This window comes from Promicromonospora sp. NPDC050880, assembly GCF_044456525.1.
In the GTDB taxonomy this organism is placed as follows: Bacteria; Actinomycetota; Actinomycetes; order Actinomycetales; family Cellulomonadaceae; genus Promicromonospora.
This window is the reverse complement of record NZ_JBITFV010000003.1, coordinates 73,479-96,105: the sequence shown is the minus strand read 5'-3', so window position 1 is coordinate 96,105 and position 22,627 is coordinate 73,479. Positions and strand designations below refer to the sequence as shown.

General features: G+C 73.2%; 16 protein-coding genes. 10 read left to right on the top strand and 6 right to left on the bottom strand.

Annotation, left to right across the window (positions count from 1 at the left end):
- Positions 1-34 precede the first annotated feature (34 nt).
- Entirely contained in the window at positions 35-1,495 is a 1,461-nt protein-coding gene (locus ACIBBF_RS07165; protein WP_397411955.1) for an adenylosuccinate lyase family protein, read from the top strand.
- A gap of 77 nt (positions 1,496-1,572) precedes the next feature.
- On the opposite strand, the gene ACIBBF_RS07160 is transcribed toward ACIBBF_RS07165, so the two are convergent.
- A complete protein-coding gene (locus tag ACIBBF_RS07160; protein WP_397411953.1) occupies positions 1,573-2,175 on the bottom strand; it encodes a ribonuclease H in 603 nt (200 codons plus the stop codon).
- Positions 2,176-2,374: 199 nt separating this feature from the next.
- Between ACIBBF_RS07160 and ACIBBF_RS07155 the strand changes: the two genes are divergently transcribed.
- The 4 genes from ACIBBF_RS07155 to ACIBBF_RS07140 all read left to right on the top strand — a co-directional run bounded on the left by ACIBBF_RS07155 (position 2,375) and on the right by ACIBBF_RS07140 (position 8,327).
- A complete protein-coding gene (locus ACIBBF_RS07155) occupies positions 2,375-3,526 on the top strand; it encodes a VIT1/CCC1 family protein (RefSeq protein WP_397412679.1) in 1,152 nt (383 codons plus the stop codon).
- A 236-nt stretch (positions 3,527-3,762) separates the two neighbouring features.
- Complete coding sequence (locus ACIBBF_RS07150; RefSeq protein WP_397411951.1) at positions 3,763-5,385, top strand: hypothetical protein; 1,623 nt, start codon at positions 3,763-3,765, stop codon at positions 5,383-5,385.
- Between the two features lie 83 nt (positions 5,386-5,468).
- Positions 5,469-6,707 (top strand): hypothetical protein, encoded by a 1,239-nt coding sequence (locus ACIBBF_RS07145; protein ID WP_397411949.1) that lies wholly within the window; start codon positions 5,469-5,471, stop codon positions 6,705-6,707.
- 318 nt (positions 6,708-7,025) lie between these two features.
- Complete coding sequence (locus ACIBBF_RS07140) at positions 7,026-8,327, top strand: MFS transporter (RefSeq protein ID WP_397411947.1); 1,302 nt, start codon at positions 7,026-7,028, stop codon at positions 8,325-8,327.
- A 214-nt stretch (positions 8,328-8,541) separates the two neighbouring features.
- On the opposite strand, the gene ACIBBF_RS07135 is transcribed toward ACIBBF_RS07140, so the two are convergent.
- The gene (locus tag ACIBBF_RS07135) at positions 8,542-9,765 is read right to left on the bottom strand and encodes an MFS transporter (RefSeq protein ID WP_397411945.1); all 1,224 of its coding nucleotides are present in this window, start codon (positions 9,763-9,765) and stop codon (positions 8,542-8,544) included.
- Between the two features lie 117 nt (positions 9,766-9,882).
- Between ACIBBF_RS07135 and ACIBBF_RS07130 the strand changes: the two genes are divergently transcribed.
- Both ACIBBF_RS07130 and ACIBBF_RS07125 read left to right on the top strand, forming a co-directional pair.
- Positions 9,883-10,191 (top strand): GNAT family N-acetyltransferase, encoded by a 309-nt coding sequence (locus ACIBBF_RS07130; RefSeq protein WP_397411943.1) that lies wholly within the window; start codon positions 9,883-9,885, stop codon positions 10,189-10,191.
- A gap of 348 nt (positions 10,192-10,539) precedes the next feature.
- On the top strand, positions 10,540-12,210 hold the full coding sequence (locus ACIBBF_RS07125; protein ID WP_397411941.1) for a family 10 glycosylhydrolase: 1,671 nt from the start codon (positions 10,540-10,542) through the stop codon (positions 12,208-12,210).
- Between the two features lie 20 nt (positions 12,211-12,230).
- Here the strand turns inward: ACIBBF_RS07125 and ACIBBF_RS07120 are convergent, their stop codons facing one another.
- Positions 12,231-12,566 (bottom strand): rhodanese-like domain-containing protein, encoded by a 336-nt coding sequence (locus tag ACIBBF_RS07120; RefSeq protein ID WP_397411939.1) that lies wholly within the window; start codon positions 12,564-12,566, stop codon positions 12,231-12,233.
- 74 nt (positions 12,567-12,640) lie between these two features.
- Between ACIBBF_RS07120 and pgm the strand changes: the two genes are divergently transcribed.
- Positions 12,641-14,326, top strand: coding sequence for a phosphoglucomutase (alpha-D-glucose-1,6-bisphosphate-dependent) (gene pgm, locus ACIBBF_RS07115; RefSeq protein WP_397411937.1), 1,686 nt, complete (start codon positions 12,641-12,643; stop codon positions 14,324-14,326).
- 142 nt (positions 14,327-14,468) lie between these two features.
- Here pgm and ACIBBF_RS07110 read toward each other — a convergent pair whose 3' ends face one another.
- Positions 14,469-15,164 (bottom strand): TetR/AcrR family transcriptional regulator, encoded by a 696-nt coding sequence (locus tag ACIBBF_RS07110; protein WP_397411935.1) that lies wholly within the window; start codon positions 15,162-15,164, stop codon positions 14,469-14,471.
- A 139-nt stretch (positions 15,165-15,303) separates the two neighbouring features.
- On the opposite strand from ACIBBF_RS07110, the gene ACIBBF_RS07105 reads away from it, so the two are divergent.
- A complete protein-coding gene (locus ACIBBF_RS07105) occupies positions 15,304-18,153 on the top strand; it encodes an MMPL family transporter (RefSeq protein WP_397411933.1) in 2,850 nt (949 codons plus the stop codon).
- On the top strand, positions 18,150-20,525 hold the full coding sequence (locus tag ACIBBF_RS07100) for a YhgE/Pip family protein (RefSeq protein ID WP_397411931.1): 2,376 nt from the start codon (positions 18,150-18,152) through the stop codon (positions 20,523-20,525). Before ACIBBF_RS07105 ends, ACIBBF_RS07100 begins: the two co-directional genes overlap by 4 nt.
- A gap of 94 nt (positions 20,526-20,619) precedes the next feature.
- Here ACIBBF_RS07100 and ACIBBF_RS07095 read toward each other — a convergent pair whose 3' ends face one another.
- Positions 20,620-20,994 carry a hypothetical protein gene (locus ACIBBF_RS07095; protein WP_397411929.1) on the bottom strand — a complete coding sequence of 125 codons (375 nt, stop codon included), beginning with the start codon at positions 20,992-20,994 and terminating at the stop codon, positions 20,620-20,622.
- Positions 20,995-21,125: 131 nt separating this feature from the next.
- On the bottom strand, positions 21,126-22,490 hold the full coding sequence (locus ACIBBF_RS07090; protein WP_397411927.1) for an acetamidase/formamidase family protein: 1,365 nt from the start codon (positions 22,488-22,490) through the stop codon (positions 21,126-21,128).
- Between the last annotated feature and the right edge of the window lie 137 nt (positions 22,491-22,627).

Sequence of the window (22,627 nt, the reverse complement as noted above, 5' to 3'; positions counted from 1 at the left end):
CACGTGCGGCGAAAACTGAGCGGGGAATCCAGGGATGATCAACGAATCGATTCGACACTTCACGGACGGACGCGTACCCGACGCGGGGATCGCGCACCTCTTCAGCGTCGAGAACCGATTCCAGGCGCGCCTCGACGTCGAGGCCGCGCTCGCTCTGGCCGAGGCGGAGGCCGGCCTGATCCCGGAGCCGGCGGGCGAGGCGATCGCGCAGCACGCCCAGATCGACAAGCTCGACCTCGATCGCGTCGCGGCCGAGACGGCGTCCGCCAGCCACCCCCTGATGCCGCTCATCGAGGAGTTCGCCCGGGTGGTCGGCCGGCAGCACGGCGGCTGGGTGCACTGGGGCGCCACCACGCAGAACATCACGCAGACCGCCGACGTCCTCGTGCTGCGGGACGCGCACCGCGCCATCAAGGACCTGCTCGCCAAGGTGCTGCGTGGCATGTCGAAGCAGGCGGAGGCGTCCGCGGCCGTGCCGATGGCGGGCCGCACGCACAGCCAGCACGCGGTGCCGGTCACGTTCGGCTTCAAGGTGGCCGTCTGGATCGACGAGCTCACCGCGCACACCGACCGCCTGGAGCGCCTGGAGGACAGGCTGTTCCGGGTGCTCATGGGCGGTGCGGTCGGCACGTTCGCGTCGTTCGGCCCCGCCGGGCGCGAGGTCGAGCGCCGGGTCGCGAACCACCTCGGGCTGGGCACCATGCCCGTGCCGTCGCGGGCGATCAACGACGGCATCGTCGAGCTCGTGCTGACGCTCGCCCAGGTCGCGGGCACGGCCGGCAAGATCGGCAAGGACATCTACTCGATGATGCAGCCGGAGTTCGGCGAGGCGTTCGAGCCCATCCCCGAGGGCACCGTCGGCAGCTCGACCATGCCGCACAAGCGCAACCCGCAGCTCGCCCTCGACCTGCTGTCCATGAGTGCCCAGCTCCGCGCCCTTGCCGCGCCCGCACTGGAGTCCATGCAGCACGACCACGAGGCCAACGGCGGCATGACCGATCTCCTGGAGGAGACCGTCGCGCGCGCCACCGTCCTGGCCGGCGACATCCTGACCCGTCTCGACGTCATCCTCGACGGGCTGGAGCTCGACGAGCAGCGCATGCGCGCCAACCTCGCCCTGAGCGAGGGTCTGATCGGCTCGGAGTCGCTCATGATGGAGCTGGGGGAGCGCATCGGCCGGCAGAAGGCGCACGAGGTGGTGTACGAGGTGGCACAGGAGTCCGCCGTCGGCGACGCTCCGTTCCTGGACCTGCTGGTGCGCAACGCGACGGTCAGCGCCTACTTCGACCGCGCCGAGATCAGCCGCCTGATCGACCCCCGCGCCTACCTCGGCGAGAGCGTCACGATCGCCCACGAGATGGCACAGCACGCCCGCGCCGTCGCCGACCGGCTGGAGTTCAGCGCCCGCACGGCCAAGCCCGTCCCGCTCTTCGTCCGCGAGACGGAGCCCGACACCACGACCTCCAGCCAGGACCGCGTGCTCGTAGGGCTCTAGACCGCTGGGTGCCGGGTATCTGCCCTCCTTGGTGGGTCACGAGGGCGCGTGCCCGGCACTCGACGAGGCCGGGCAGGTCAGAACAGGGTCAGGGACTCCCAGGTGCGTCCCGTCGTGCCGACCGGGGTCGGGGCCGGTGCCGCCGGCGCCTCGGCCGGCTCCGCGGGAACGCTCCCGCCGCGCAGCTCGGCGTCGGGGATCATCCCGCCGTCCGGCACGAGCATCTCGCCGACGCCGCCCCGCCCGGCCGCCCACTCCTCGGCAGCGAAGCCGGCGAGCTGGTCGACCCGCTCGTTGTAAGGGTTGCCGACGTGGCCTCGCACCCAGTGGAACCGGACCGGTCCGGTGCGCTCCGAGACGGCCCGGTCGACGTCACGCACCAGCTCCACGTTGGGGACCGGGTCGCCGGACGGGGAGCGCCAGCCGTTGCGCTTCCATCCCTCGGACCACTCGGACACCGACCGGACGGCGTACTGCGAGCTCGACTCCACCAGGAGGGGCTCGTCGCCGGGGTGCGCCTCGATCGCGCGCAGCAGGGCCGACAGCGCCGCGACCTGGTCGTTGCCCCGGGCCGCGCCGCCCGAGTCGAACTGACCGCCCGCGTGGTTGATCCATGCCCATCCGATCGCGCCGCCGGGCGCGGCCGACCCGTGCGTGCTGACGATGATCACGGCGTCCATTGTGCATCCTTCCGCCCGCAACCCGTGCGGGCGCCCAGGGCGTGGCGGCGCGGGTACCGGATGTCGGTGTCCCCGTCCGAGAGTTCGGGACGGCGAACCCGTCACCCCGGAGCCACGAAACCCATGGCCGCCGTTTCCTGGGCATGATGACGACGTGCCCCACGCCTCGCCCGAACCGCCCCGCCGCCCGTCCGGCAGCATGCCGACGCCCGCCGAGCGCGCGCAGGAGCAGCACCCCTCCCGGCCCCGCACCCGCGCGGACATCCGTCGGTGGCGCCGTCTGCTCGCCGACGAGCGGGCCGAGGCTGCCGTCTACCGGGACCTGGCCGGGCGCCGCACGGGTGAGGAGCGGGAGATCCTGCTCGCCCTCGCGCGGGCGGAGAAGCGGCACGAGTCGCACTGGCTCGACCTCCTGGGCCCGGACGTCGGCGCGCCGGTGCCGGGCGACCTGCGCACGCGTGCGCTCGGCTTCCTCGCCCGCCGGTTCGGCGGCGTGTTCGTCCTGGCGCTCGCCCAGCGGGCCGAGGCCCGCTCGTCCTACGCGCACGACGCCGACGCCACCGTGACGATGGCGGCCGACGAGCAGATCCACGAGGAGGTGGTGCGCGCTCTGGCCACCCGCGGTCGCAACCGGCTGTCGGGCACGTTCCGCGCGGCGGTGTTCGGCGCCAACGACGGCCTCGTGTCCAACCTCGCTCTCGTGCTCGGCATCGGTGCCTCCGGGGTGGCGACGAGCACCGTGCTGCTGTCGGGTCTGGCCGGTCTCCTGGCGGGTGCGCTCTCGATGGGCGCCGGCGAGTTCATCTCGGTGCGCTCGCAGCGCGAGCTGCTGGAGGCGTCGTCGCCGTCGCCCGATGCCGCAGCCGCGCTGCCGCACCTCGACGTCGACGCGAACGAGCTCGCGCTCGTGTACCGGGCGCGGGGCATGACCGTCGACGACGCGACCGCGCACGCCGACGCCGTGCTCGCCCGGCTCGCCGTCACACCCGGCGACCACGGGAGCCCGCTGCTGCACCCGCAGGCGGCCGACGCCGAGCCCGTCGCCGACGGCGACGGTGACGACCTGGAGACGCACGGCACGGCGTGGGGCGCGGCGTTCTCGTCCTTCTGCTTCTTCGCGTCGGGCGCGGTGATCCCGGTGCTGCCGTACCTGTTCGGTCTGGGGGGACTCGCTGCGGTGGTGGTCTCCACGGCCCTCGTGGGGATCGCGCTGCTGGCGACAGGGGCGGTCGTCGGGCTGCTCTCGGGGACGTCGCCGCTCACGCGTGCCCTGCGCCAGATCGCCATCGGTCTCGGCGCGGCGGGTGTCACCTACGTGCTCGGGCTGGTCTTCGGGGCCACCGTCGCCTGACTCTTGCTCGACCCGGACAAGTTCACCCATAGTGGTTCTGCGGGTGATCCGCATAGGGGTCGATCCCGTGAGATGCCCGAGATAACGCGCCTCTCCCGACATGTCGCAGTTCCTAAGCACAAAATTCTCGATCCGCAAACCGCAGGTATGCAGTTGCCGATATGCGTGACGCCGCGAAGATTTGATGCGTATACATATCTGCCGGCGGCCCGTCCGGGCCGGAGAGCGGGAGACCGATGTCGAGGGACGCGCTGACGGGCACGGGGGAGCACCTCCGTCGCCTCGTCGCGCGCGCCGCCGGGACGGTCGCACTCGGTGCCGCGGGCCTCGCGCTCGGCGTCACGCTCGCGGCACCGTCCGCCGCCGCCGAGGGCGGGCCGGCCGACTCGGTGGTCCGTGAGGCCACCGACCCCGCCGCCGGTGTCCGCGGCTCCGTCCTGGGCGACACGCTGGACGCGACCGCCCGGCTCGTCACGTCGACCACCGGCCTGCTGGGCCTGACGCCCGCGCCGGAGACCGCGCCCGAGGACGCCGGGACCGTCGAGCCCGGTGACGCCGGGGCTGCGGGCGCCGAGAACGCCGGAGCCGCCGCGCCCGAGGGCACGGCGGGTGAGCCGGCCGCAGCTGGCGGGCAGGCGACGCCGCCTGCACCGGAGCCGGCCACCGACCCGTCGTCGACGGGGCAGAGCACGGCCGGGACGGGCGCCGCCGCCGAGCAGCCCGCGGGGTCCGGCACCACGAAGCCCGCGCCGTCGGAGACGGACGCGCCCGGCACCGCCGCTCCTGAGCCGGCGGACCCGGTCACGGAGACCGTCGAGGGCGCGGTGGCCGCGGTCTCCGAGGGTGTGCTGACGCCGGCGACGGAGCCGGTGCGCACCGGGGTGACGGCGCCCCTGGGCGAGGTCGTCACCTCGATCGTGGAGGAGCCCGTCACCCGCACCGCCGACGTCGTCGAGCAGGTCTCCGACCCGGTGCTGCGGCCCGTGACCGAGCAGGTCGGCACGATCCTGACCCCGGTGACCGAGCCCCTCGGCGAGCAGCTCGCTCCGGTGACGGGCGTCGTCGGGCAGATCGTCTCGCCGCTGACGCCCGTGCTGAGCACGGTGACCGAGCCGCTGGCACCCGTGACCGACGGCCTCCTGTCCCCCGTGACCGGGCTGCTCTCCCCGGTGACCGACGTCGTGGGCGGCGTGACCGGGCCCGTCCTGGGGGCGCTCGATCCCGTGACCGCGCCGATCACCGACGCGCTCGCCCCGGTGCTCACGCCCGTGGTCCAGGTCGTCGCCCCGGTCGGCGAGGTTCTCGAGCCGGTCGTCGAACCGCTCGACCCGATCGTGGCGCCCCTCGCTCCCCTGCCCGAGGTGCTCGTGCCGGAGCTTCCGGCCGTTCCCGCGGCGCCGACCCTTCCGGCGACCGTGGTTCCTGCCGGGCTGATCGTGGAGCCCACCGAGCCGGCGTACCCGGGGTCGCTGCAGGCCTCCGGGGACGCCGCGGGTGTCGTGGTCCGGACCCCGGCAGGGGTCCAGGACGCGATGCTCGCGCCGACGGCGGCGACCGCTGCCGGCGACACCGCCGCGACGGACACCGTGAGCGTGCACGACGTCCTGACCGGGTCCGCCGCGGGCGGCCCGGGTGCGGGCCTGCCGCTCGGGGCCGGCGGAGCGGGCGCAGCGCTCGCCGCCGGCTCCGGTGGCCTCGCGAGCGGCGGCGCGTCGCAGCTCAAGCCGCTGGGCGGCGAGCCCCTGGCGATGCTCGCGGCCCTCCTGGTCTTCCGGGCCCGGGCCTGGCTCGTCTCGGTGGACGAGTCGCGCGCCAAGCTGTCCAGCAGCTACACGGACATCCCTGTCTCTCCTGCCTGACCTGGCTGGACCGCGCCGACGCGTGCGGTACCACCCGACGGCGGCTCTGCCGTCGGTTCCAGGACAGGCAAGGAGAGACCCCCATGGACACATTCATCCGACGCGCCCTGTGCACGGCACTCGTCGCGGGCGGCCTCGTCGTCGTCGGCGCGTCCGCCGCGTACGCCGCGGCCGGCGAGCGGCCGGACCCGGCGCGCCCCGAGACGGTAGCCGCTGCGGAGGCGGACGCCGGCGGCGCGGATGCTGCTGGTGCGGACGCTGCTGCTGGTGCGGCCGTCGTGAGCCTTGATGACGCGGCCGGCGGTGCGACGCAGGGAGACGGGCAGCGCGGAGTCGTGGGCGGGCTCGTGGAGAACCTCGTGGGACGCGAGGGAGTCGTCGGGTCGCTCGTCGAGGGCGATGTCGCCGGTGTCGTCGAGGGCGCGCTGGGGGAGGGCGGCCTGGTCGACGATCTGCTGACGGGCGTGCCGTCGCCGGGCGCCGAGGAGCCGGGCGAGGAGCCTGGAACTGAGGAGCCTGGAACTGAGGAGCCTGGAACTGAGGAGCCCGGAACTGAGGAGCCCGGAACTGAGGAGCCCGGTACGGAGGAGCCCGGTACGGAGGATCCCGGAACAGGCTGGCCCGGAGTCGGGGAGCCGGGAACCGGCCCGGGTATCGAGGAACCTGGGACGGAAGAGCCCGGTACCGAGGAGCCCGGTACCGAGGAGCCCGGTACCGAGGAGCCCGGCACCGAACACCCGGACGGCCACGGTCCGGGAACCGGACGGCCCGGGGACGGCGAGGGTGACCACGCGCCGGGATCCCCTGGCAGCAGCACGGACCGTCCCGGCAGCGACCGTCCGGACACCGACCGTCCCGACAGCCGCCCGGGGACGCACGGCGTCGACCCGGCCGCCGGGAACCCCGGCGAGGTGGAGCTCACGACGGTGCGTCCCGTGGAGCCCGGGCACGGCATGACCAGCCCGAGCGCACCGGTGGCCGGTGACAGCACGATGCCCGCCGTGACCCCGGTGGCCGTGCCCGTCGCAGCTCGTGAGCTGCCCGAGGGCAGCGTCGACCTGCGCTGGGGCGACGGGCGGCCGGCCCGTGACTCCCGGTCGTACGACACGAACATCCTGCCGGGCGGTCTGACCGGCGGGTTCCTGGGCACGACGGTCGAACCGGTGCCCGAGGCCGAGCCGGAGCCCGAGAACGAGGCGGAGCCGGTGCGTGTGCCCGGTGACACGACCGTTCGGACGGGCCACATGTTTACGGGGCAGCTCTCGCTGATCTCGCTCCTGCTGGGGCTGGGGATCGCGGTGCTCCGCACACGTCGCCGTTGAGGTGTGGTCACTGACCACACCATGACGGACGACAACGATCCGGGCCCGGCCCCCGGTCATGAGGCACCACGGTGACTCACGACCGAGGACCGACCCAGGCCCGGGTCGGCAGGTTCGTAGGGTCGGGGCGCCGCTGGGGGGCGCCCCGGTCCGCGGACCGGAACTGAACGGAGCGGGAGCTCAGGCCATCGGGGGGTGACCTGGGCTCCCGCTCCGCTGTCCGCGTGCTGTCCACCCGCTCGCGGGCGTCGTGGGAGGCGCACGTCACACGGACGGCCCCCGGACACTCCCGCGACCGGGGCCTACGATCGGAGCACTATGCGCCACCTGCTCGCCGACACCACGCCCCTGAAGGTGTCGGCGGACTACCGGCGGCTCTGGGTGGGCCTGTCGATCTCGAACATCGGCACGCAGGTGACCATCGTCGCGGTGGGCCTGCAGATCTACGCGCTGACCGGTTCCACGCTCGCCGTCGGCGTGCTGGGCCTCTTCTCGCTGGTCCCGCTCGTGGCCCTCGGCCTGTACGGCGGGGCGCTCGTGGACCACTACGACCGCCGCAAGGTGTCGCTCGTGTCCTCGCTCGTGCTGTGGGTCGTCGTGGCCGGCATCGCGGCGCAGGCCTGGCTGCGCCTGGAGTCGGTCCCGCTGCTCTACGCGCTGGTCGCGGTGCAGAGCGCGGCCTTCGCGATCAACAACCCGGCCCGGTCGGCGATCATCCCGCGGCTGCTCCCCAAGGAGCTCATGCCGGCGGCCAACGCACTGGCCACCCTCTCGATGAACGTCGCGCTGACCGGCGGCCCGCTGATCGGTGCCCTCCTGGTGGCCCGGCTCGGGTATGCCTGGGCGTACACGCTGGACATGGTGCTGTTCCTCGCGGCCCTGTGGGCCGTGTTCCGGCTTCCGCCGGTGCTCCCCGAGGGGGCGGCGGGCGGCGGACCCGGACGTGCCCGGGTGGGCGCCGTCGGGCTGCGCTCCGTCCTCGACGGCCTGCGGTATCTCGCGACCCAGCCGAACGTGCGCGCCACGTTCCTCGTCGACATCTGCGCGATGGTGCTCGCCTTCCCGCGCGTGCTGTGGCCCGCGGCGGGCGTGATCTACCTGGGCGGCGGCGAGTCGACCACCGGTGTGCTCGCCGCGGCCTTCGCCGTCGGCGGCGTGCTCGCGAGCGTCTTCTCCGGCGGGCTGACCCGCATGCGCAAGCAGGGGCAGGTGATCGTCTGGGCCATCACCGCGTGGGGACTGTCGATCGCGGCCTTCGGGCTGGTGCTCGTGCTGGTGGGCAGGGACTCGCCGGACGGGGCGATCGTCTGGGCGGTGGTCGCGGCCGGGATCGCGCTCGCGTTCGCGGGTGGGTCGGACAGCATCTCGTCGGTCTTCCGGCAGAGCATCCTGCAGACCGCCACGCCCGACCACATGCGCGGCCGGCTCCAGGGCGTGTTCATCGTGGTCGTGGCCGGTGGCCCGCGACTGGGCGAGATGGTGCTCGGCGCGGAGGCCACGTGGTTCGGCGAGGGCTGGGCGGCCGTCGTCGGCGGCCTGACGTGCGTCGTGCTGCTCTGGCTGATCGTCCGGCTGACGCCACGCTTCTGGCGGTACGACGCCCGCCACCCGGAACCCTGACCCGAGGTGCCGGACGCCGCGGTGCGACCCGGGCGTCCGGCACGTCGGGACCCGGTCAGTTGGCCGACGACGAGTTCCCGTCGGCCTTCGCGGCCAGGCTGGTGACGAGCTGGTTGATGTCCACGCCCGTGAGCTGCCTGATGACGCCCTGCCCCTCGCCGAGCACCGACGCCACGTTCGTGGTGACGGCGGAGGCGCCGTCCTCGCGTGCGAACTACTCCCGTGCAGCCGACTGGCGCCGCAGGGTGCCGCTCGCGGCCAGCGTCAGCAGCGCGGCGAACCACGCGGCGCCGACGGGGACGAGGAACCCTGCGTCGGCCCCGGCGGCGTCCACCCGCAGCCCGGCGAACGACGCGCCGAGCGAGGCGCCGATGCCGATCGAGGTACCCACCCAGGTGAGCGCCTCGGTCAGCTGATGTCTGCCCACCATGTCCTGCACGAGCCCGTTGCCCGTGATGACCGTGGGGGCGATGGCGAGCCCGGCCACGAACATCACGGCGGCCAGCGTCCACAGGGAGTTCGCCAGCAGGAAGAGGGACACGCCTGGTCCGAGCGCCACCATCCCGATGACGAACCGGCGGACGGCCGGGCTGGTGAAGTGCCGGGCCCCGTAGACGAGGCCGGCGACCATCGACCCGAGCGCGAACACCGCGAGCACGACGCCGGAGGCGCCCTTGCTCCCCAGCTCCTCGGCGAACGCGACGGTGACGACCTCCATGGAGCCGAAGATGACGCCCATGGCCACGAAGACGAGGACCAGCACCGGCATGCCCGGGACGAGGACCACGGGGCGGCTGCGCACCTCGGCACCGGGCGTCACGACGGCCGGCTCGGTGGCGCGCTGCACGACGAACAGCAGCCCGCCCACGGCCGCCGCGATCCCGGCGACCACCAGGGCGGACGGTGCCGCCACGGCGGTCGCGAGCGTCGTGGCGAGCACCGGTCCGACGATGTAGACCAGCTCGTCGACGGACGACTCCAGCGAATAGGCGGTGTGCAGGCGGCGCGGGTCGTCGAGCACGCCGTTCCAGCGGGCCCGGACCATGGAGCCGTAGGACCCCTGGCTCCCGCCGGTGATCGCGGCGAAGGGCCAGAGCACCCACTCCGGGGCGCCCAGCACCGCGGCGGTGACGAGGCCGCCCAGCCCCGCGACGGAGACCAGCAGGGCCGGCAGCAGGACGCGCCGCTGACCGTGCCGGTCCACCCAGCGTGCGATCTGCGGGGCGAGGAATGCCTGCGCGAGCCCGAGCACCGCGGCTACTCGACCCGCCATCGCATAGCTGTCGTAGAGCCCCTGCACCATGAGCACGGCGCCGATCCCGACCATCGACATCGGCAGGCGGGCGAGCGCGCCCGCCGTGGAGAACTTCAGCGCGCCGGGCGTGCGGAGCACGGCCAGGTACGGGTTGGTGCGGGGTGTTGCGACGGTCTCGGGCACGGGTCGAGTGTCGCACCGACCACTGACACGGCCCTCGTCTTTTCGGTGCGCGCGGCCGCGGGTCCGTGGGACGCGTGCGGTGGCCTCCGGCGGCGCGGAGGCCTCACGATGGTGCCCATGACCGACGAACCGCAGGTGACGGTGACCGACAACCCCGAGGAGTCCCGCTTCGAGCTGACGGTCGACGGCACGCTCGCCGGCTTCGCCGTCTACGAGAACCAGCCGGGCGCCGTCGTGTTCCTGCACACCGAGGTGTTCGAGGAGTACGAGGGGCGGGGCCTGGCGGGTCGGCTCGCGAAGTCTGCGCTGGAGGCCGCGCGTGAGGCCGGCCGCAAGGTCGTGCCGCTGTGCCCGTACATCCGGGCCTACATGCGTCAGCACGCACCGGACTACGACGACCTGCTCCAGGGTCCCCTCGCCTCCTGACCTGGGCCGGCCCCACCGCCGCATCGTGAAAATAGATTCCACAACTGTGATTGCTCTGCAACTTCACATCCGACGCGACTTGTGCGAGAGTTTCTCCACGGCGTCGCCCGGCGGCATTGTTCATCACTCGTGATCGAGCAGTGCGCCGATCGACGCCGGCCAACGTCGTAGGGGCTCTGCCCTGTCTGGCACGCCCGCACGGTCCCCGGACCGTGCGGGTCAGCAATGGGTCCACAACAACAGACACAACAACAGACACAACAACAGAGCAGCACGGCACAGCCCCCAGCAGACAGCACCGGAGGTCGAGAGCACGTGAGGCACCCTGCCCGCCATCAGGCGACACCCATGCCCGCCTACGCGCGCACGAGGTCGCTTCCACCGGGCGGCGCCCCGCGAGGCGCGATGGCCGGCCTGGGCCGCCGCGAGTTCCTCACCATGGCCGCGGCGGGCACCGCGGCCGCCGCGATCAGCGTCACCATCGCCGCGCTCGACCCCGCCGCTGCGCTCGGCGCCACCGCGATGACGGGCAACGCGACGCCCGAGCCGCCGTCGGCCCTGAACCTGAAGCGCGAGCTGCGTGCCATGTGGATCGCGTCGGTCGCGAACATCGACTGGCCGTCCGCGAGCGGCCTCGACCCCGCCACGCAGCAGGCCGAGTTCCTGCGCTACCTGGACGTGGCGCAGGAGAACCGGCTGAACGCGGTGTTCGTCCAGGTGCGCCCGACGGCCGACGCTCTCTGGGACAGCCCGCACGAGCCGTGGTCGCAGTACCTGACCGGTACCCAGGGGCAGGACCCGGGCTACGACCCGCTCGCGTTCATGGTCGAGGAGGCGCACAAGCGCAACATCGAGCTGCACGCGTGGTTCAACCCCTACCGCGTCTCGATGCAGGCCGACCTCGCCCAGCTCGTCGCCGCGCACCCTGCGCGGCAGCACCCGGACTGGGTGTGGGCCTACGGCGGCCGGCTCTACTTCGACCCGGGCGTGCCCGAGGCGCAGGAGCACATCCAGCGGGCGATCCTGCACGCGGTCGAGAACTACGACATCGACGGCGTGCACTTCGACGACTACTTCTACCCGTACCCCGTGGTCGGGCAGGAGCTGCCCGACACGGCCACGTACGAGGAGCACGGCGCGGGCTTCGACACCATCGAGGACTGGCGGCGCGGGAACGTCGACCGCTTCGTCGAGACGATGAGCGTGCGGATCAAGACGGTCAAGCCCTGGGTGAAGTTCGGGATCAGCCCGTTCGGCATCTGGCGCAACGCCTCGACGGACCCGCTCGGCTCGGACACGGCCGGCTCGCAGTCGTACGACGACCAGTACGCCGACACCCGCAAGTGGGTCCTGGAGGGCTGGCTCGACTACGTCAACCCGCAGATCTACTGGCAGATCGGCCTGGCCGTCGCGGACTACGCGGCCCTCGTCCCGTGGTGGGCCGAGGTCGCGGCCGCGTCGGGCACCCAGCTGTACGTGGGGGAGGGCCTGTACAAGATGACGAGCGGGGTGTTCACCGACCCCGAGGAGCTGACCAACCACCTCGACCTGTGCCGCGAGGTCAGCCGAGACGTCGGCCCGGTGCACGGGAACGTCTACTACTCGGCCGTGCACGTCCCCGCCGACCCGCAGGGCGGGATGTCACGCGTGGTGGCCGACCACTACCAGCACCCGGCGCTGATCCCGCCGATGCCGCACCTGCCCGCCGACCCCGTGGTCAGCCCGGTCCTCGCGAACGCCCGCCGGGTCGACGGCGGCGTCCGCGTCCATGTCGCCGACCTCGGTGCCAGGACCGCCCGGGCCACCTCGTTCGCGGTGTACCGCGTGACGGGGGTCGCCGGCGCCGTCGACATCGACGACCCGGCGAACCTGGTCGGCACGTTCCGGTCCGGGAGCGGGCGCATCCAGTCGTGGCTCGACACCACCGCCATGGCCGGCACGCCGTACACCTATGTGGTCACCGCGCTGGACCGGGTCTGGAACGAGAGCGGGCCCAGCCGGCCGCGCGTCGTCAGGTAGCCGCCGCCGTCAGGTGGCGGTCAGCGTTCGACGGGCAGTCCGGCACCCGCCCAGGCGACGATGCCGCCGTCGAGGTTGGTCGCCTCGAGCCCGGCCGCCTCGTTGAGCCACTGGGTGGCCCGTGCCGAACGGCCGCCCGAGTGGCACATGACCAGGATCGGGGCGTCCGCGTCGAGCTCGCCGAACCGGGCGGGCAGGTCGCCGAGCGGGATGTGCACCGCGCCGGGGGCATGGCCGGCGTCCCACTCGTCCTGTTCACGGACGTCGAGGAGCGTCGTCCCGTCGGGGACGGGGGCGGCGGGGTCGAGCTCGCCGGGGTGGACCGCGGGGACCTCGGGCTGCATGGGCGGGAACATGCCGTCAGCCTACGACGACGACGCGACCCGTCCGACGGCGACGCACGCGCCCGGTACCTGGCAGTATCGGCTGCATGGATGCGCGTGCCGGAACCCCCGCCCAGCCCAGCGACCTGATCGACGTCGACCAGGTGGTCGGTGCCTACTACGACCTCTCCCCGGACCCGGACGACCCCGGCCAGCAGGTCGTCTTCGGCACGTCCGGTCACCGCGGTTCGAGCCTGGACCATGCCTTCAACGAGGCGCACATCGTCGCGATCACCGCGGCGATCGTGGAGTACCGGCGCGGCCAGGGCACCGACGGCCCCCTGTTCATCGGGCGGGACACGCACGCGCTGTCCCGGCCGGCCTGGCAGACGGCCCTGGAGGTGCTGGCGGCCGCCGACGTCGACGTCATGATCGACGCGCGCGACTCGTGGACGCCGACGCCCGCCGTCAGCCAGTCGATCCTGCTGCACAACCAGACGCGGTTCGCGGAGGGGACGCCGGGCCTGGCGGCCCCGGGGGCCGGCCTGGCGGACGGGATCGTCGTGACGCCGTCGCACAACCCGCCTCGTGACGGCGGCTTCAAGTACAACCCGCCGCACGGCGGCCCCGCCGGCTCCGACGCGACCGGGTGGATCGCCGACCGGGCGAACGAGATCCTCCGGACCGGGGTGGGGCAGGTGAAGCGGGTCTCGCTGGAGGCCGCGCTCGCCGCGGACCGGACGCACCGCCACGACTACCTGTCGAGCTACGTGGACGACCTCGCGGGCGTGCTCGACCTCGACGCGATCCGGGCGTCCGGCGTGCGGATCGGCGCCGACCCCCTGGGCGGGGCGTCCGTCGAGTACTGGGGCGAGATCGCCGAGCGGTACGACCTCGACCTGACCGTCGTCAACCCGCAGGTCGACCCGCGCTGGTCCTTCATGACCCTCGACTGGGACGGCAAGATCCGCATGGACTGCAGCTCGCCGTACGCCATGGCCTCCCTGGTGGAGAAGATGACCGGGCCCGACGGCGGCGCACCGTTCGACATCGCCACCGGGAACGACGCCGACTCGGACCGGCACGGGATCGTCACGGCCGACGGCCTGATGAACCCCAACCACTTCCTCGCCGTGGCCATCGAGTACCTGTTCGGCGGGGCGCGCCCGAGCTGGCCCACCGGCGCGGCCATCGGCAAGACACTGGTGTCGTCGGCGCTCATCGACCGCGTCGCCGCGGGGCTCGACCGGCGCCTGGTCGAGGTACCGGTCGGGTTCAAGTGGTTCGTGCCCGGCCTGCTCTCGGGCGAGGTCGGGTTCGGCGGCGAGGAGTCGGCGGGCGCCTCGTTCCTGCGCAAGGACGGGCGCGTCTGGTCGACCGACAAGGACGGGATCCTGCTCGCGCTGCTCGCCTCGGAGATCCTGGCGACCACGGGCCGGTCCCCGTCCGAGCACCACGCGGCGCAGGTGGAACGGCACGGGCAGAGCTGGTACGCCCGCGTCGACGCCGCCGCGACGCGCGAGCAGAAGGCACGGCTCGCCGCGCTGTCGCCGTCCGACGTCACGTCCACGACGCTGGCCGGTCAGGACATCACGGCCACGCTCACCGAGGCCCCCGGCAACGGCGCGAAGATCGGTGGCCTCAAGGTGACGACGGCCGACGCGTGGTTCGCCGCGCGGCCGAGCGGCACCGAGGACGTCTACAAGATCTATGCGGAGTCGTTCGTCTCCGCGGACCACCTCGCCGAGGTGCAGGACGCCGCGAAGGCGCTGGTCGGGGAGGCGCTCGCCTGACGCTGCGGTCCGCAGCCCGGCGCCGGGCGTGCGGTTCGGTCATCTGCACCGAGATCGGTCGTTCCGCGGGCCGATCTCGGTGCAGACGACCGAGGACGCGGGCCGGAACGGGCGCCAGGCCCGGGCACGGGTGACCCCGAGGTCAGCTCGTACTGGTGACCAGCAGGTTGGCGAGCTGGGTCAGGACCTCGGACCGGGCGGCGACGTCGCCGTCCTGCACCTCGGGGTTCGCGATCATCGAGGCGCGCATGGACGACTCGTAGGTGCCGAGCAGCAGGTCGACGGCCGTGTCCTGGTCGATCGTGAACCGGAGGCCGAGGTTCGCGAGGATCCGCTCGATCGCAGCCCCGCACTCCCGGCGGAGCGCCTGCTCCTGGGCCAGGAAGGGCGCCCCGACCGTCGGGTCGCGCATCGCGAGCAGCTCGAGCTCGGCGCGCATCAGCGCCCAGGTCCGGGCCTGCCCGGGGTCGGTGACCACCACCGAGAGGATCGCGCGGACGGCCGTGTGGTCCACGGAGCCGTCGCGCACGACGTCGGGCTGCAGATCCTCGACGACGGTCTCCAGCGCGGCGAGCTGACGGCGCTGCGCCCGCTCGGCCAGCGCCAGGAACAGCTCCTCCTTGCTGCTGAAGTTCGAGTAGAAGGCGCCACGGGTGAAGCCCGCGGCCTCGCACACCGCCTCGATCGAGGCGCCGTGGATGCCGTGCTGGGCGAAGACCGTGAAGGCCGCGTCGAGCAGGCGCTCGCGGGTGCGCTCACGCCGGGGGGAGAGGGCAGCGGCGAAAGCGCGCTCGGCGGACGACCCGGACCCGGCGTCGGTGGCGGGTTCAGTGGTCACGGAGTTCTCCTCGGGGGACTGCTTCGGGCGGAAGGTCACCAGTCTATCAATACACTCGTGTATCCGATGCACTCGTGCATCGGATACAGTGGTGCATCGAACGTCCCGTCATCGGTCCCCGCCTCGTCCAGGAGTGTGCGTGTCCTCCGTCCTCTACTCGCTCGGCCGCTGGGCCGTCCGCGCCCGCCGGCTCGTCGTAGCCGTCTGGGTCGTGGCACTCGTCCTCGTGGGCGGTGCGGCCGGCCTGCTGCAGCAAGGTCTTGACAACCAGGTGTCCATCCCGGGCACCGAGTCCCAGGAGGCGCTCGACCGCCTGGCGGCAACGTTTCCCCAGGTCAGCGGCGCCTCGGCGCAGGTGATCGTGGTCGCGCCCGAGGGCGGGACCATCAACGACGAGCCGATGCGCTCGGCCATCGAGGACGGTGTCGAGAAGATCGGCGACGTCTCGCAGGTCGAGGTCGTCACCTCCCCGTACGACGAGCAGATGCCGGCGTCGGTGTCCGACGACGAGCGTGCCACGCTGCTGACGATCCAGCTCGACGGTGACCAGGGCTCCATCACGGACGAGACCAAGGACGCGCTCGGCGTCGAGGCGGACGCGCTCGCGCAGGCCCTGCCCGACGGCGCCGAGGCGCACGTGGGCGGTCAGCTCTTCTCCTCGAAGTTCCCCGAGATGACGCTGACCGAGGGCATCGGCCTGCTCGTCGCGCTCGTGGTGCTGGTCCTGACCCTCGGCTCGCTCGTGGCCGCAGGGCTGCCGCTGCTGAACGCGCTGCTCGGCGTCGGTGCGTCGATGGGGCTGCTGTTCGCGGCCACCGCGCTCGGCCCCATCAACTCCACCACGCCGATGCTGGCGGTGATGCTGGGCCTGGCGGTCGGCATCGACTACGCCCTGTTCATCGTGTCGCGGCACCGCGAGCAGCTCGGCACCGGGCTGTCCGTGCCGGAGTCGATCGCGCGGGCCACGGCCACCGCGGGGTCTGCCGTCGTGTTCGCCGGCCTCACCGTGATGATCGCCCTGGTGGGCCTGGGCGTGGCCGGCATCCCGTTCCTCACCATCATGGGCGTCGCGGCAGCCGTGACGGTGGGCGTCACCGTCCTGGTGTCGCTGACCCTGCTCCCCGCGCTCCTCGGGTTCGCGGGCGAGCGGCTGCGCCCCAGGCCGTCGCGGACGGCCCGGCGCGCCGCGGCGCGCGCGGCCGCCCAGGCCGTCGCGGCCGAGGAGGCGGACGCCGACCCCGAGGTGACCCGACGCCGTCGCACACCGGCTGCACCCGAGCCGGAGGAGCCGCGGCCGAACCGCTTCTTCACCGGCTGGGTCCGGGCCGTGACGAAGATCCCGGCACTGACGGTCCTCCTGGTCGTCGCGGCGATGGGTGCGCTCAGCTACCCCGCGCTGGACCTGCGGCTCGCCCTGCCGGACGCGGGCGTCATGGAGGAGGACGACCCGGCCCGCATCACCTACGACCTCGTGTCGGAGCACTTCGGCGACGGCTTCAACGGCCCGCTCATCGTGACCGGCTCCATCGTGACCAGCACCGACCCGGTCGAGCTGATGAACCAGATCGGCGACGAGATCGCCGACCTGCCCGGCGTGGCCGACGTGCCGCTGGCGACCCCCAACCCGACGGCCGACACCGGGATCATCCAGGTCGTGCCGGAGGGCGGCCCCACCTCCGCCGAGACGGAGGACCTGGTCCGCGAGATCCGCGGGCTGCACGACCACTTCCTCGACGAGTACGGCGTGGACCTGGCCGTCACCGGTTTCACGGCGGTCGGCATCGACGTCTCCGACAAGCTCGGTGACGCCCTGCTGCCGTTCGCGTTCGTGGTGGTGGGTCTGTCGCTGATCCTGCTCACCATGGTGTTCCGGTCCATCGCGGTGCCGATCAAGGCGACGATCGGCTACCTGTTCTCGGTGGGCGCGGCGTTCGGTGTCGTCTCGCTCGTGTTCGAGCACGGCGTGTTCGCCGAGGCGCTCAACGTGACCCGCACCGGGCCCGTCATCAGCTTCATGCCGATCGTCCTCATGGGCATCCTGTTCGGACTCGCGATGGACTACGAGGTCTTCCTCGTGTCCCGCATGCGGGAGGACTACGTCCACGGGGGCAGCGCCAGGCACGCGATCACCACGGGGTTCCAGGGTTCCGCCAAGGTGGTCACCGCGGCGGCGATCATCATGATCGCGGTCTTCGTCGCGTTCGTGCCGCACGGCGACATGAACCTCAAGCCCATCGCCCTCGGCCTCGCCGTGGGCGTGGCCGTGGACGCCTTCGTGGTGCGCATGGTCTTCGTACCCGCGGTGCTCGCACTGCTGGGCGAGAAGGCCTGGTACATGCCGAAGTGGCTCGACCGGGTGCTGCCGTCGTTCGACGTCGAGGGTGAGGGGCTGGCGCGCGAGCTGTCGCTCGCGGACTGGCCCGAGCCGGGTGCCACCGACGCCGTGGCCGCCCAGGACCTGGAGGTGCGTGGCCGGTCCGGCGTGGTGGTGGGCCCCGTGAGCGTGCGCGTGCCCGACGGCGGCGCGCTGCTCGTCCGCGGCGACGCCACGGCACCGGTCAGCGCCTTCCTGCTGGCCGTGTCGGGCCGGCTCGCCATGACGGGCGGCGTGGCCAAGACGACCGGTCTCGTGCTGCCGGAACGAGCGTCCTCGGTGCGGCACCGGGTGGCGGTGGTGGACTCCGCCGCCGAGGGCGGGCACCCCGCCGAGGCGGTCCGTGGTGCGCTGCGGGACAAGCCGGCGGTGCTCGTGGTCGACGCCACGGAGACGGTCGGCGACCTGGCGGCGCGCGCCGAGCTGGCGCAGGCCCTGGCCGGGGCGCAGCGCGACGGCGTCGCGGTGCTGCTCGGCTCGACCGGCGTGGCGGCGACCGACCTGGCGCCGGCCGGCACGCCGATGCTCGATGTCAGCCCAGGGCCGCGTGCCGGCTCACCCAGAACAGAACGTGACCAGCAGTCCGACGTGACCGAGCAGGAGGTGCGGGCATGAGCACCGCGACAAGATGGCTGCGGCCCGAGCCCTTCCGCAACCCGTGGCGTGCCGTGGCCGTGGCTCTTCTCCCGCTGATGATCCTCGGGCTGCTCATCTCGGCCCTGTGGAACCCGCAGGAGCGCCTCGACACCGTCAAGGCGGCGATCGTGAACCTCGACGAGCCGGTCGAGGTCCAGGGCCAGACCGTCCCGCTCGGGCGCCAGCTCGCCGCGGGCCTCGTGAGCGGCGGCGAGACCGCCGACGCCGAGGCCGGTCAGGCTGCGGCGGTCCCCGCCTCCGACGCGAGCTACGACTGGGAGATCACCGACGAGTCGGCCGCGGCCGACGGCCTGGCCGACGGCACCTACGCGGCCGTCGTGACGATCCCGGAGGACTTCTCGGCCGCGGCGACGTCCTTCAGCGGCGACGACCCGGCCGAGGCACGCCAGGCCACCATCGACGTCGCGACGCCGACCAACGGCCGCGTGCTCGACGACGCTCTCGCGCAGGTCGTGGCACAGACCGCGACCAGCGTGCTCGGCAGCACGCTCACCGAGACCTACGTGGACAACGTGCTCGTCGGCTTCTCCACGCTGTCGGAGGAGCTGGGCAAGGCCGCTGACGGCGCCGGGCAGCTCGCCGACGGTGCCAACGAGGCGGGCGAGGGCGCACAGCAGCTCGCGGACGGCGCGGGCGAGCTCGCGAACGGTGCGACCGAGGCCGGCGCGGGAGCGCAGGAGCTGGCGGCCGGAGCCCACCAGACCGCCGACGGCGTGTCCGGGGTGCAGGCCGGCGTGTCCAGCCTGTCCGGCGGGGCGGGCCAGTGGGCGGCGGGCGCCGACCAGTGGGCAGCGGGTGCCGACCAGGCGGCATCGGGTGTGAACCAGCTCGCGGCTGGCGCGGGGCAGTCGGCTGCGGGGGCGCGAGATCTGGCGTCTGGGGCGGACGACCTTGCGACCGGTGCGGAAGGCGTTGCCTCAGGCGCGCAGAACCTCGCGGGCGGACTTGCCGAGACGTCCGCCAAGCTGCAGGGAACTGGCGGTGTGCCGGGACCGGCCGCAGCTGCTACCAAGCTCGCGGACGGAGCTACGGGCGTGTCCGGCGGTGTGACCAAACTGGTGACGGAGCTGAAAGCGACCTGCGATGAGCTCGGCATCGTGGCGCCCCCCGACATGTGCGGCCCCGAGCAGATCGCCGAGCTGGAGGCGTTGCAGGCCGGCGCCGAGCAGGTTGCGGCCGGCGCCACAGGCCTCGCTGGCACCCCAGGCAAGGAGCCGACCGGCCTGTACGAGCTGACCGCTGGAATCTCCGGTCTCTCCCAAGGGGCTCAGGAGCTCTCCGGCTACGCCACCCAGGTCTCTGGTGGCGTCACCCAGCTCGCCGGCGGCACCCACCAGCTCGCCGACGGCCTCGGCGAGCTCCAGACCGGCGCGGACCAGGCCGCGGTCGGTGTCTCCCAGCTCTCGGGCGGCGCACGTGAGCTCTCGGGCGCTGCCGGCGGCATCGCCACCGGTGCAAACCAGCTCGCCTCCGGCGCGGGTCAGCTCGCGGCCGGCACCAGCCAGCTCGCCACCGGCGTGGACGGCCTGGCGTCCGGCGTCACCGAGCTGGGCACCGGCACCTCCCAGCTCGCCACCGGCGTCGGCGGGCTCGCGGACGGCGTCGGTGAGCTGGCCGGCGGTGCCCAGGACCTGTCGAGCGGCCTGGACCAGGCCACCGAGGAGATCCCGGCGTACACGGAACAAGAGCGGAAGTCGCTCGCGTCCGTGGTGGCCGACCCGGTCGCCACCGACGGTGAGGTCACCGACCTCGACACGGGGGCCACCGGCCCGATGTTCGCGGTCCTGGCGCTCTGGCTCGGTGCGCTCGCCCTGATGATCGTGTTCCCGCCGGTGCCGCTGCACGCCCGGGGCTCGACGCGCGGCGCGCTGCGGCTCACGCTGGAGACGTTTGCGGTCCCCGCGGCGATCGGTGTGGTCACGGGCCTGGCGACCGGCGCCGTCCTGGCGGGTATCGAGGGGCTCGACGTCGGCGGCTGGGCCGCGACGATGGGCTTCGGTGCGCTCGTCTCGGTCGCCTTCGTCGCGGCCAACCAGGCGCTGGCGGCCGCGCTCGGCCACGTCGGGCGAGGAGTGAGCCTGCTGATCGCGGTGCTCGTCATCGCCACCGGTGTGGTGTCGACGGTGCCGGCCGTCCTCGAGGGGATCACGTCGTTCCTGCCGGTCGGGCCCGCCACGGTCGGACTGGGCCGGCTCGTCGAGCCCGGCACCGGGAGCCTCGGGATGGCCATCACCTCGGTCGTGCTGTGGGCCCTCGCGGGCCTGGTGGTGAGCACCCTCGTGGTCGCGAGCCGGCGTACGGCCCGGATCGGCGACCTCCGCACGGCCTGACGCCCCTGCGGCACGACGAAGCCCCGGCTGCCGTCCTCCTGATCAGGAGGACGGCAGCCGGGGCTTCATCGTTCGGCAAGGGCTGCGCCTGAGCTCAGCGGTCGCCCGCACGGCGCAGGCGCTCCGCGGTGTCGGGCCACGGGACGTGGGTCGGCTCCAGCGGGACCAGCGCCTTGGACAGGAACGCGTCGCGCAGCACGATGCCCTGGGGCGAGAGCTCGCTGATCGTGAGCTCGGTGCCCTCGCCGTCGAGCAGCCAGTGCTCGGCGAGCTCGTGCAGCCCACGGCCGAGCACGAGCTCCTCGCCCGCGTGGTAGTCCTGCACACCGCCGACGGCATGACCGAGCCGGTTGCGGGGGATCACATCGGAGTAGTCGTCCGTCACGGGTTCGAGGTAGCCCACGGTCTCGCCGTCCTCCCGCGTGACGGCGAGCCAGGTGTCGACAGGTGCGATCTCTGGCGTCGTCATGCTCTGACCCTACGGTCCGGGCCGGCTCGGGCCTGCTGGATTTTCGGGCCGGCGCACGGCCCGGGCCGGTGGTGGCCGCGCCGGCGTCCGGCACGGGCCGGGCTCGCCCACGTCGGCCAGCGGTACCGGCCTCAGCCCAGGTCGGCCTTCCGGATCAGCCCGTGCACCCCGACGGTCCGGTCGACGACCTGCGAGACGGCGAAGTCGCCCGCCGCCGACAGGTAGGCGTACGCGACCGCCCGGTCCAGCCCGTGGTCGTGCTGGAGGAAGTCGAGCGCGTTGACCACGGCGCGCCGCATGGCGACGTCCAGGTCGCTGAGCTGACCGCCCACGGAGCCGTCCGGGTCGGACAGGCCGATGGGGATCCAGGCGTCCGCCGTCTCCCCGAACGGGTAGGAGTAGGCGACCGACGGAGCGTCCCCCGAGCCGGGCTTGCAGACCGTGAGCCGGAACGTGCCGCGCAGCGAGCCCTCCATGGCGGTGAGCGCCACCTCGCCGTCGCCCATGGCCATGTGCGGGTCACCCACGTAGAACAGTGCACCCTCGGCGCTGACCGGCAGGTAGAACGTGGACCCGGCGCCCAGGTGCCGGATGTCGATGTTGCCGCCGCCGAGCGTCGGCGGGATCGAGTTGGCCTCCGGGGCGGTCAGGTCCGTCGAGCCCGCGAACGCGACGCCCATCATCCCGAAGAAGGCCCGCAGCGGGAACCGCACCCGGCCCGCGCCCGAGCCCATCACGGCGTGGTCTCCGCGCACCCCGGCGAACACGGACACGTTGCCGTACTCGGTGGGGATGCCGGACCCCCGCCCGTCGGTGCCGACGGGCGGCATCACCTCGTCGAGGCTGATCCCGGCGGGCGCGCCCGCTGCCGTGACGCCCAGCGCGCCCTTGCCGTGCCGGGACGAGACCACGCCGTAGGGCACCCGCGGGGTGGCTGCGAGCGTCTCGATCTTGAGCACGTCACCGGGCTCGGCGCCCTCGACGAAGACGGGGCCGGTCACCACGTGCGGACCGTCGACGTCGAAGTTGCGCACCGTCCGGGAGTACCCGGCGGCGATGGCCACGGCGTCGTCGAGCACGTCGCGGCGTCGTACGCCGTGCTCCGCGAAGTACGCCACGGGATCGCGGCCCTGGTCCTCCAGGATGCCCTCGTGCGAGACGGAGTCGATGGTGATCGTCTGGCCGGACCGCACCCGCGCTACGCCCCGGGCGTGCACGGAGGGGACGTAGCCCCACAGCACGTCGTCGACGTCCGAACCCAGGTAGACGTCGCCGGGGATCCGGCCACGGCCCGGTTGCAGCACGCCGGAGTACCGTCCGGCCCCGCCAGCGCCCCGGCTCGTCCCGGATGCGGCCGAGGCCGCCGCCGCGGGCCCCGCCGCCAGCGCGGACCCGGCCCCGACGCCGAGCGCCGCCTGCAGGAACCGTCGCCGGCCGAGGGCGGAGACCAGGGTCTCGGCGGCCGTACGTCCGTCTCGGTGTCCGCCATGAGTCACAGGACCACGCTCCTTCGAGATCGCGCGCGGCCCGGCACCGCGCCAGACCGACGCTAGGGAGCGGAGATTTCGCCCGGATGTGCGGGTCGTTACGACAGCGACCATGCGGCTGCTGCCAGGGCGTGCCCGGACGTGGC

Bases quoted from the DNA above. Each gene is read 5' to 3' on its own strand.
- ACIBBF_RS07165 (WP_397411955.1), top strand. From the start codon at position 35: ATGATCAACGAATCGATTCGACACTTCACGGACGGACGCGTACCCGAC.
- ACIBBF_RS07160 (WP_397411953.1), bottom strand. From the start codon at position 2,175: ATGGACGCCGTGATCATCGTCAGCACGCACGGGTCGGCCGCGCCCGGC.
- ACIBBF_RS07155 (WP_397412679.1), top strand. From the start codon at position 2,375: ATGCCGACGCCCGCCGAGCGCGCGCAGGAGCAGCACCCCTCCCGGCCC.
- ACIBBF_RS07150 (WP_397411951.1), top strand. From the start codon at position 3,763: ATGTCGAGGGACGCGCTGACGGGCACGGGGGAGCACCTCCGTCGCCTC.
- ACIBBF_RS07145 (WP_397411949.1), top strand. From the start codon at position 5,469: ATGGACACATTCATCCGACGCGCCCTGTGCACGGCACTCGTCGCGGGC.
- ACIBBF_RS07140 (WP_397411947.1), top strand. From the start codon at position 7,026: ATGCGCCACCTGCTCGCCGACACCACGCCCCTGAAGGTGTCGGCGGAC.
- ACIBBF_RS07130 (WP_397411943.1), top strand. From the start codon at position 9,883: ATGACCGACGAACCGCAGGTGACGGTGACCGACAACCCCGAGGAGTCC.
- ACIBBF_RS07125 (WP_397411941.1), top strand. From the start codon at position 10,540: ATGCCCGCCTACGCGCGCACGAGGTCGCTTCCACCGGGCGGCGCCCCG.
- ACIBBF_RS07120 (WP_397411939.1), bottom strand. From the start codon at position 12,566: ATGTTCCCGCCCATGCAGCCCGAGGTCCCCGCGGTCCACCCCGGCGAG.
- pgm (WP_397411937.1), top strand. From the start codon at position 12,641: ATGGATGCGCGTGCCGGAACCCCCGCCCAGCCCAGCGACCTGATCGAC.
- ACIBBF_RS07100 (WP_397411931.1), top strand. From the start codon at position 18,150: ATGAGCACCGCGACAAGATGGCTGCGGCCCGAGCCCTTCCGCAACCCG.
- ACIBBF_RS07095 (WP_397411929.1), bottom strand. From the start codon at position 20,994: ATGACGACGCCAGAGATCGCACCTGTCGACACCTGGCTCGCCGTCACG.